Source organism: Limnohabitans sp. (genome assembly GCF_040401495.1).
In the GTDB taxonomy this organism is placed as follows: domain Bacteria; phylum Pseudomonadota; class Gammaproteobacteria; order Burkholderiales; family Burkholderiaceae_C; genus Limnohabitans.
On sequence record NZ_JBBAOI010000036.1, the window covers coordinates 1 to 9884 of the forward strand.

The following is a 9884-nucleotide window of genomic DNA, read 5'->3' on the forward strand; positions in this document are numbered from 1 at the left end:
CCATACCCATAGATCCTTCACTTGAGCCCATGGCATCGAACAAGACAACCTGTTCCATCCGATCAAGCAGATCTTGTTTCACTTCAGAGGTCCACATCACGCCCGATGAAGCGACCATGCTCAGACTGCTTGTGTCGTAGGACGTTCCTTGTGAAATGGCCTCGTCAATCGCTGTAATCATGGGTTTCACAAACGAGTCACCGACAACGGTGACATGCGTTGCCTGTTTGTCTTGAACAACGCGGAATAACTCGTGCGCATCAAAACTGCGATTTTCTAACGTCACGATGTGTGCACCTGCGAGTGATGGCATCATGGCCCCGATCCACATGCCTGTTCCGTGCATGAGTGGACAACCTGGAATGGATATCGGGCGGATGCCGTTTGCCTGTGCTTCACGCAAGGTGGCTCCGAGATCAGCGATATCGGAAGGAGGGGTAACCCCAAGCAGCATTAGCCCGTTGGCTATAAACGAATCGACCAAAGACCCCATTTGATACATGACACCCTTTGGCATTCCTGTGGTTCCACCGGTGTACAGCATGTAAATGTCGTCATCGCTGCGCGTGATTCGTGGCATCGGTTCGTGTTTAGCAAAGAAGCTGTCGTAGGGAACTGCGCTAGGGACATGGTGGTCATCGCTATCAGTAACTTCAACAAGCAATTTCAATTGTGGAAGACGGTCGATAACTCGTGCAACCCGATCACCAAGTGAAGAATGAAAAAAGAGAACTTCTGAATCACTGTTTTCAAGCAGGTACAGCAGTTCTTCATCGAGATATCTGTAATTCACATTGACAGGTACACCCCGGAACTTGAAGGTTGCGAACTGTGCCTCTAAGTATTCGTTTGAATTGTAAAGATACAGACCAACCTTGCTGTCGGGCTTGAGGCCTGCGTCAACAAGCGCAGTGGCTATTCGTGCAGCGCGTTCGTCGTATTCGCTCCATGTGCGAGTGACAGAACCGTGGGTGATTGCCGGAGAATCACCGATTGAATCGGTAATGCTTTCCCAGACAGTTGCAAAATGGCTTTCCATGCCAAGACAGTAGTCGTCTCTGGCTATGGGGTTCAGGTCGGGCTAAAAGGCGACTGTTATCGAATTTTGAGTGCTTCAGCTGTAATCGATAGCTGAGAATTCGCTGATCTTGTCAAGCCTGTGCTGAGCATCAATCAGACGCACTGTGCCACTGCGTGAACGCATGACCAAGCTTTGTGTATGCACAAGGCCTGGAGTAAAGCGCACACCCTGTAGCAATTCACCGTCAGTAACACCGGTTGCAGCGAAGAAGCAATTATCGCCTTCCACTAAGTCGTTGGTATTCAAGATGCGACTGAGGTCGTAGCCCTGAGCGATTGCTGCGGCGCGTTCTTCGTCGTTACGCGGCCATAGGCGACCTTGAATTTCTCCGCCCATGCACTTCAATGCAGCAGCCGCAACAACACCTTCAGGTGTTCCGCCGATACCGAACATGACGTCTACGCCGGCATTTGGCCACGCTGTTGCAATTGCCGAGAAAATGTCACCATCTGAGATCAGCTTGATGCGCGCGCCTGAGGCACGAACTTCTTCGATGAGGTCGTCGTGACGGGGGCGCTCAAGAATCATCACCGTTAAGTCGCGAACACTTTCGCCTTTTGCCTTGGCAATCCATTTGAGGTTCTGGGTAGGAGTCGCGGTGATGTCGATTGAGCCAACTGCACTTGGGCCAACAGCGATTTTTTCCATATAGAAACATGGGCCCGGATCAAACATGGTGCCACGCTCAGACACTGCAATCACTGAGATTGCATTGCCTTTGCCTGATGCTGTGAGTGATGTTCCGTCAATTGGGTCAACTGCAACGTCTGTGTCTGGCTTTGAGCCGTCTCCGACATGTTCGCCATTGAACAACATGGGGGCTTCGTCTTTTTCGCCTTCACCAATTACAACGATGCCGCTCATGGGCACTGTGCTGAGCACCATGCGCATGGCATCCACCGCGGCGCCGTCGGCACCTAGTTTGTCTCCACGGCCAACCCAACGACTGGCTGCCATGGCAGCAGATTCGGTGGTGCGTACGAGTTCGAGGGCGAGGTTACGGTCAGGGCGTTCAGCAGTCATCACGTACAAACCTAGTGCCCTGACTAACCTTCGTTCGTGTCCGTTCTGCCAATCCAACTGTGCCTTGCGGGTATTGAAATCACTGATGTTCTGGTGCGGCCCGGGGGTCAATGGGTGTCAGGGGTTGTCTCAGACGGTGCCTCTGCCATTCTGCGGATGTGGGCGATTGACGGCAATACATTCATTGATCTCTACTCTGATGCCCCCTCGCGCGGTCGTGGACTGTCTGGTGGGGTGCATGTGTGGAGCGATGAGGGGGACGTTGTTTATGTGACAACTGAGGCACGGGGCATTGTTGAAATCACTCTGCGAAATGACACTGTGACGAGCGCGCGGTCTCTGGAATTTGATGTGTCTCGGTCGTGGTCAACGCCGGCAATTGACTACATGAATAGACGAGTGTTTGCCATTGCCGACTGGAAAGAACTGTGGGGATGCGACATTACGGATGGTGATCCGTACGTGGTGCACGACGAATCTGACTTTGCAATTGATGCCATTTCCGGTGTTGATGGAAGTTGCATTGTGTGGAACAGGCCTGACATGGGGTGGACGCAAAGTGCTTCATGGCCTGAACGAGTTTCGGATGGCATTGCTGTGCAGCAAGCACGGTTCTCTCGGAACAAAGAAAGTTTCGGTTTTATAGATGACTCCACTGGGGTAGCGAACGTGCACATTCTGGGTGACCAGATTGTTGATCCGAATATCTCCATCATCGACCACTGTGAGCACGGTGGCCCAACGTGGGGACCAGGGCAGCGCACGTGGTGTTTCAATACTGATGGCACGCGTGTTGCGTACACGCGTAATGAAGATGGATACTCATCATTGTGGGTGTTCGACAGGGTGACAGGTTCTCGCCATCGCATCGGGCAAGGAGTTCACGGTTGTTTGTCGTGGGAAGGCAACACACTTGCGGCATTGCGAACTGGGGCGCGTACACCGCAGCAAGTAGTGGTGTATCACCTCAACAATTTGCTTGAACCTCAGCGCACGGTGTTGGTGCGGCCAGCTGATGCACGATGGTTTGAAAATGAGATTGATGTAGAACTTGTAGAGCCAATAGTTGAACGAGCACCGGGAGACATAGAGGTGCCGTACCGCTTGTATCGGGCGCATCGACCACATGGTGGATTGATCTGCTGGGTGCATGGTGGGCCAAATGATCAATGGCAAGTCACATTTAGAAGTCAATTCACGTATTGGTTATCTCGCGGGTTTGCGATTGCAGTTGTTGACCATCGCGGTTCTTCAGGCCATGGTCGTGACTTCATGATGAGCCTGAATGGACACTGGGGAGAATACGACGCCGTTGATACTGCCAATGTTTTGCGCCACCTACAGAGTGTTCATGGGTTCTCTTCTGCAACTACTGTGCTGATGGGCGGTAGTGCTGGTGGGCTGACTGCGCTGAACACAGCAATTAGTGATGTGTCGCTAGTTGCTGGTGTTGTGGTGAAGTACCCGGTCGTTGATCTTGTTGCCATGTTGCACAGTGATGACCCATTCGAAGGCCATCACATGCCGGCGCTTATCGGAACTGAAAGCCAGGCAGCCTCGCGTTCGCCGCATAAGAATGCAGCTGCCCTAAGAGACGTACCAGTACTTGTATTCCATGGTGATCAGGATGATTCAGTTCCTCTGGTTCATTCCGAACGGCTGCGAGATGCCGTAGACGCAGTGGACGGAAACATTCAATTGGAAGTGTTCGCAGGGGAAGGCCACGGGTTTCGTAACCCTGTAAATATCGCTCGTGAATTTGCAGTGACTGAAGAATTTCTTCACTCCCTGATGAAAAACGCAAGATAGCGTTGCATCCATGCTGCTCGCGGAGTTTGAGATCTTTCACTCGCGCCCCATCGCCCCCACGCGCCGGTTAGCGCTTGGTCGATTGCTCTTGCCTGTTGAACCGGTGCCCGGATTTGGTGGCATCTTGCTCGGCGCTGTGCTCGCTGTTCACGCAGCAGACGTGCATGAAGATTTCATCCCTGATCTTCAGCGTTTGTTGCTAGAGATTGAACGCGATTCACGCGTGGTGCAGCCACGACTTCGGCATCGTTTTCAAGTTGATCGCCACGGGTTGTCATACAGCACTCACCGCATGACCAGTGTGAACGATTCGATTGAGTTTGAATTTCAGAACAACGGAACACCATTGCAGCAAGCGCTTGGTGCCATTTATGCACTAGAGCGACTTGATATCGGTATTCGCCAACAGTTGGTTCCTGTCATGCTTCGGGCGATGAAGTGGCGTGGACCAATCGGCGCTTCTTTTATTGAGTATTTAGCTGGCACAAAAGTGTCATCAATTTCGGCATTGGCAGACCCTCGTGCATGGGCATTAGAAACTCTTGGTTTTCCTGGTGGCACAGTGAAGCCCGGAAAGCGAGACATCATGGCGCATTACCGCGACAGTGTGCGCCGCGCGCATCCTGATCATGGCGGTAATGAAACGGATGCGAGCAAGTTGATTATCGACATCACTGAAGCGCGTCGCGTGTTGCTTGAGGCGTTGTGACTTCCATTGCTGGAGTCGTTTTGTTTCCGGGCGCAGGTTCATCGTCGACACATTCTTCGTTAATGGCAATGCAACATGCGCTGTCGCCCTTGCCGGTTGCTCGGCATGACTTTCCGTATCGACTTGCGGGGAAACCATTTCCCGATAAAGCACCTGTACTCATTGCAAGCGTGAAAGAGCACGTCCGTACCTTTGCTGAATCACTGGGTGTATCCACTTCACAGATTGTGATTGGTGGACGGTCAATGGGTGGCCGTATGTGCTCTATGGCAGTTGCAGATGAAGTAGACCCATTAGAAGTTGCAGGGCTGGTACTGGTGTCGTACCCGTTGCATCCGCCAAAGAAGCCAAGCGCTTTACGCATTGAACATTTGCCGCGTGTCACGGTGTCTACGTTGTGCGTAAGTGGAACAAAAGACAACTTCGGAACTCCAGACGAACTTCGTGATGCATTCTCTGTTGTTCCCGGTGACGTCACATGGAGTTTCATTGACAATGGTCGACATGAACTAGCAAAAGCTGACGCCGATGTTGCTCAACGAATTGCGGCGTGGGTGACGAAACTCTAAAAATCTTGAGAAATCTCATCAAGGTCACGGTGTGCAGTTTCGGGATAACGAGACCACACGATGAGCGATGCAATGACAGGGCCGGTAACGAGGCAGAGCATCACTGTCCCATACGACAATCCTGAATCCAAGACAAGTCCGGCTCCGACTAAGCCGACAATGCCACCAAAGAGCGCGGAGGTCATGATGATTCCACCCGCCGTGCCTCGTGAACCTGTAGGAAACAGTTCGCCGCGATAGACGGCAAGAGCAGGGTACGAAATTCCAAAAGCAAGGCCGCCAGCAATTGCAAATATCCACATGATTGCGCCAGATGTAGAAAAGGAGAGCGCCAAGAGAAATGCCCCAATGGGAACCAGTGTGGCCCCGATGATGCGCCGGCCTTTTTCATCTGCAAAGTGGCCACCAATGATGAGACCTAATGATGCGGGAGATGACGTTGTAATGGTGAAGAGTGCAACAAGTGCAGCAGAATACCCACGGTCATCTTTCAGATATCTGTTTTGAAAGATCGACACAGTGGCAATGTACATATTTGTCAGGAACACAACTGAACAGATTCGGCCTAGCTGTCCGCGAAATGCCGACGACAGTTTCATGCGTATCACCACGGCCTGTTTTCGATGTTTGGTGAATCGCTCTGATTCCGGCAACCACTTGGTTAGTGCTATCGCTACAAATATCCACACCAGAGCGACGAGATAAATCAGCCTCCATGATGTGGGGCTTTGATCCGCCAACGGCAGGGAACCGACAGCAATGCCTCCACCTATTCCACTGATAACTGCGAGAAGTCCCGTTGCATATGCCCGTGTATTGCGAGGCATTTCTTCAAGCGCTACGACTGCAATCAAGATGTCGAGCGTCAGACCAAGTGGCCGTCCAATTGCTTGTGTGCCGACAAGAAAAACATATGACGGTGCAATGGCTCCGAGTGCTGACACCAACGGTGCCGCCCAGGCCATTGCAATCATCACGGGGCGTCGTCCGTATCTGTCTGCCAATGCGACAAGTGGCAAACAGATGATGATGCCGAACCGAACTACTGACGCACCGATTCCCAGACCAGATTGGGAGATGCCGAATTCATCGGCAGCGAATGCAACAGTTTGGGTGAAGAGGGTGTTTATGAAAGCTGCCGACATTGATGCCAGGCCCACCAAAATCAGAATTCTGCGTTGGCGTGGGGTCAAATCTTCGGTCGGCTTTGCCCAACGGGGTAGGCGTCTCAGCAGAAGTTTTCCATTCATGGCCACCGCGGGAGCATACTGATAGTCATGTCACTTGTTTCGAATCAGCGCGAGGGCGATGTCATCGTTGTTGCTCAGAGCGGGCCTCTGGCTGGCGAGGTAGTTGTACCAGGCGCCAAGAACTCGGTTCTCAAACTGATGGCTGCGACATTGCTTGCTGATGGCAGATACACGCTGACAAATGTCCCCGTCATTGAAGACGTGGTCATCATGGCCGACTTGCTTCGAGCCGTTGGACTTGAGATCTCCTTCTCGCCGGCTCCCGCAGGCGAGACCGGTCAACATCTGGCCATATATAACTCTGGGGCAATTACACCCGTTGCCCCATTTGAACTAGCTGACCGAATTCGTTCGTCAGTGAATCTTGTTGGCCCACTGCTCGGACGTTTTGGACAAGTTGATATTGCGCTTCCTGGTGGCGACGACTTTGGTGGTCGACCTATTGACATGCACTTGCGTGGTCTTGAAGCAATGGGTGCAGAATTTGAAACGTCATCTGAAGGAATCGTTGGGCGATGCGCTCGCTTGGTTGGTGCCGAAGTCGTGTTTGATTTCCCAAGCGTGGGTGCAACTGAAAACGTTTTGATGGCAGCAGTTGTTGCAGACGGTGTCACAACTATTCGTAATGCAGCCCGTGAACCAGAAATTGCTGACTTGTGCAACATGTTGCGCAAAATGGGTTGCCGCATTGACGGAATTGGCACGGCAACATTGATCATTACGGGTGTTAATCCGTCATCGTTGCAGGCAGTAACTCATGAAGTGGTAACTGATCGTGTGCAATCAGCAACGTACATAGCTGCTGTTGGCATGTGTGGTGGCACCATTCGTGTGGCGCGGGCAAATGCTCAACACATGGGAATGATGCTGACCCGTTTTACAGACATGGGCATGATTTTTGATATTGACGGCGAGGGAATTACCGCAACAGCGCCAGACCGATTGGCGTCAGTTGATGTTTCAACATTGCCGTATCCGGGTGTTGCTACCGATTACAAACCACTGGTTGTTGCCATGTTGTCTATGGCAAATGGTGTCGGAATAGTTACCGAGAATTTGTACCCAGGCCGTTTTCGTTATGTTGACGAATTGCGTGCTCTTGGGGCCAATATTGAAATCGATGGTCATCATGCAGTGGTTAGGGGAGTAGAGCATCTCACTGGCGCCACTGTGGTTGCTCCTGACATTCGTGCCGGAGCAGCTCTTGTTGTTACTGGTTTGGCCGCATCTGGAATCACTGAAATCGGTGACGTGTTCCACATTGATCGTGGGTATGACGACATTGTGGGTCGTCTCAGCGCTTTGGGGGCCTCAATCAGTCGGGTTCGACCGGAGTCGTAGCCTCAGGCGGGGTCAATTTCTTGGCACGCGAATTTGCGAGCCGTAAAAGACCAAAAATGAGGGCAATGGGCACGAGGGCATACAGCAACTCGTCCCACCCACCTTGATGAGCGAACATGATGTCAGCGTAGGCTGTTACCATGTCAATGCGCCAACAGGTAGAAGAAACCATCGTGGTCATCAGGCCAGCTCTTCAGGCCGACGGCGGAGACATCGTCTTGCATGATGTCAATGAAGAGACCGGCGTCATCTCAGTGGAGCTAGTCGGAGCCTGCACAACATGTCCTGCTTCCGACCAGACTCTCAAGGCTGGTATCGAACGCATTATGAAAGACCGCATCGACGGGGTCACCGAGGTCGTGCAGGTCGTCTAAGTGAGCCGTCGCACCCTTAGTCCCGAACAACTTTTTACCGCCGCATGTGATGGCGATCGCGCAGCACTTGCTCGCGTCTTGTCGTTACTCGAACGTGGTGATGCTGTGGCACGTGAAGTTGGAAGGCTTGCCTACAAGCGCAGTGGCTCTGGCTACACAGTGGGTATCACTGGGGCTCCTGGCGCCGGAAAGAGCACGCTTACCAGTTCGCTCATCACACACTTGCGCAAACAAGATCTTGAAATTGCGGTTCTCGCAATCGACCCATCATCACCATTCACTGGTGGCGCAATCTTGGGTGACCGCGTTCGTATGCAAGACCACGCAACAGACCCCGGTGTCTTTATTCGTTCAATGGCAACACGCGGACACCTTGGTGGTTTGTCGCTGTCAACGCCCGAAGCAATTCGCATGCTCGATGCCGTAGGCCGTAAATGGATTCTGGTGGAGACAGTTGGTGTTGGTCAAGTAGAAGTTGAAATTGCTGGCAAGGCAGACACCACTGTTGTTGTGTTGAATCCAGGCTGGGGCGATTCAGTGCAAGCCAACAAAGCAGGCCTGATGGAAATTGCGGATGTGTTTGTAATTAACAAGGCAGACCGCAAGGGCGTTGAAGAGACTCGTCGTGACATTGAACAAATGTTGGAACTATCTGATATTGCCCACGAGGCATGGCACCCACCAATCATTGCCACCATCGGTAGTACTGGTGAAGGTGTTTCAGAAATGTGGGATGCCGTTTTAGAGCATCGTGCTGCAATTGAATCGACTGGCGTATTGAAGACACGCCGTGAATTCCGTTTGCGCGCAGAGTTGCGTGAGATTGTTGCACGTCGACTTGAATTGAAAGCTCGTGAAATTCTCAGTGGTGATCAATGGGATGGGCTGCAATCACAAGTGCTGAACCACGAACTTGATCCATGGTCTGCAGCTGATGAAATGTTGCGTGGAGTAGGAGCCTGAAATGTCCAATGAATCATTAGTGCTTGTTGATCGTCGTAGCGATGGGGTTGCTCTCGTTACGTTGAACTCACCAAAGGTCAACGCGCTGTCAACTGCTTTACTCGCACGTCTTCATGACGTTGCTCGCGAACTCACAACCAATCCTGCTGGTGCAGTTGTCATCACTGGCGGAGACCGCTTGTTCGCAGCTGGCGCTGATATTTCGGAATTCGGTGGCCCTTCTGAAGCCAAAACAATCGGAGCAGCTTTTCATGCCGCATTGAATGCCGTTGCAGCTATTCCCTCGTTCACCATTGCTGCCGTTAGTGGTTATGCCCTTGGTGGCGGTTGCGAATTGTCAATGGCGTGCGACTATCGCATTGCATCAACAAAAGCAGTGTTTGGACAACCTGAAATTCTCCTCGGCATTATTCCTGGCGGCGGCGGAACCCAACGTCTTCCGCGCTTGGTGGGCGCAAGCCGAGCCAAAGAAATCATGGTGACTGGTCGACAAGTAAAAGCAGAAGAAGCATTGTCGATTGGTCTTGCTAATGAAGTGGTGGAACCTGATGCGCTCATGACTCGTGCGCTTGAACTAGCAGGCACAATTGCATCCGGTGCAACAGTTGCAACTCGCCTGATCAAGCAGGCAGTAGATCAAGGCATGGAGACTGATTTGGTATCTGGCCTTGCCCTAGAACTTCAATTGTTTGAAGAAGTATTCCATTCAGCTGACAGTCAAATTGGCGTAGCTAGTTTTCTCGAACACGGACCAGGTAAAGCCAC

At 52.0% G+C, this 9884-nt stretch carries 10 protein-coding genes; 7 read left to right on the forward strand and 3 right to left on the reverse strand.

The features are described 5' to 3' along the window. A partial coding sequence (locus AC9UEO_RS13160; protein WP_509534370.1) for an AMP-binding protein occupies positions 1-1039 on the reverse strand: 1039 nt, incomplete at its 3' end. A gap of 75 nt (positions 1040-1114) precedes the next feature. Continuing rightward, positions 1115-2104 (reverse strand): class II fructose-bisphosphatase, encoded by a 990-nt coding sequence (glpX, locus tag AC9UEO_RS13165; protein ID WP_509534373.1) that lies wholly within the window; start codon positions 2102-2104, stop codon positions 1115-1117. Positions 2105-2140: 36 nt separating this feature from the next. Here glpX and AC9UEO_RS13170 point away from each other — a divergent pair, with 36 nt between their 5' ends. Genes AC9UEO_RS13170 through AC9UEO_RS13180 form a run of 3 tightly spaced genes read left to right on the forward strand, consistent with a single transcriptional unit; the run spans position 2141 to position 5191 of the window. Then, positions 2141-3913 (forward strand): alpha/beta hydrolase family protein, encoded by a 1773-nt coding sequence (locus AC9UEO_RS13170; protein WP_509534376.1) that lies wholly within the window; start codon positions 2141-2143, stop codon positions 3911-3913. Between the two features lie 10 nt (positions 3914-3923). Continuing rightward, the gene (locus tag AC9UEO_RS13175; RefSeq protein WP_509534378.1) at positions 3924-4622 is read left to right on the forward strand and encodes a hypothetical protein; all 699 of its coding nucleotides are present in this window, start codon (positions 3924-3926) and stop codon (positions 4620-4622) included. Then, a complete protein-coding gene (locus AC9UEO_RS13180; protein ID WP_509534381.1) occupies positions 4619-5191 on the forward strand; it encodes an alpha/beta hydrolase family protein in 573 nt (190 codons plus the stop codon). Before AC9UEO_RS13175 ends, AC9UEO_RS13180 begins: the two co-directional genes overlap by 4 nt. Here the strand turns inward: AC9UEO_RS13180 and AC9UEO_RS13185 are convergent. After that, positions 5188-6441: an MFS transporter gene (locus AC9UEO_RS13185; RefSeq protein ID WP_509534384.1), complete on the reverse strand. Its 1254-nt coding sequence runs from the start codon at positions 6439-6441 to the stop codon at positions 5188-5190. The two genes, AC9UEO_RS13180 and AC9UEO_RS13185, sit on opposite strands and share 4 nt — an antisense overlap. 27 nt (positions 6442-6468) lie before the next feature. Here AC9UEO_RS13185 and murA point away from each other — a divergent pair, with 27 nt between their 5' ends. The 4 genes from murA to AC9UEO_RS13205 form a co-directional block, all read left to right on the forward strand. Further along, positions 6469-7782 (forward strand): UDP-N-acetylglucosamine 1-carboxyvinyltransferase, encoded by a 1314-nt coding sequence (gene murA, locus AC9UEO_RS13190; RefSeq protein WP_509534386.1) that lies wholly within the window; start codon positions 6469-6471, stop codon positions 7780-7782. A 140-nt stretch (positions 7783-7922) separates the two neighbouring features. Further along, a complete protein-coding gene (locus AC9UEO_RS13195; protein WP_509534388.1) occupies positions 7923-8156 on the forward strand; it encodes a NifU family protein in 234 nt (77 codons plus the stop codon). Next, positions 8157-9119, forward strand: coding sequence for a methylmalonyl Co-A mutase-associated GTPase MeaB (gene meaB, locus AC9UEO_RS13200; RefSeq protein WP_509534391.1), 963 nt, complete (start codon positions 8157-8159; stop codon positions 9117-9119). 1 nt (position 9120) lies between these two features. Then, positions 9121-9884, forward strand: a 764-nt coding sequence (locus tag AC9UEO_RS13205) for an enoyl-CoA hydratase/isomerase family protein (protein WP_509534394.1), incomplete at its 3' end; no start/stop codon positions are given.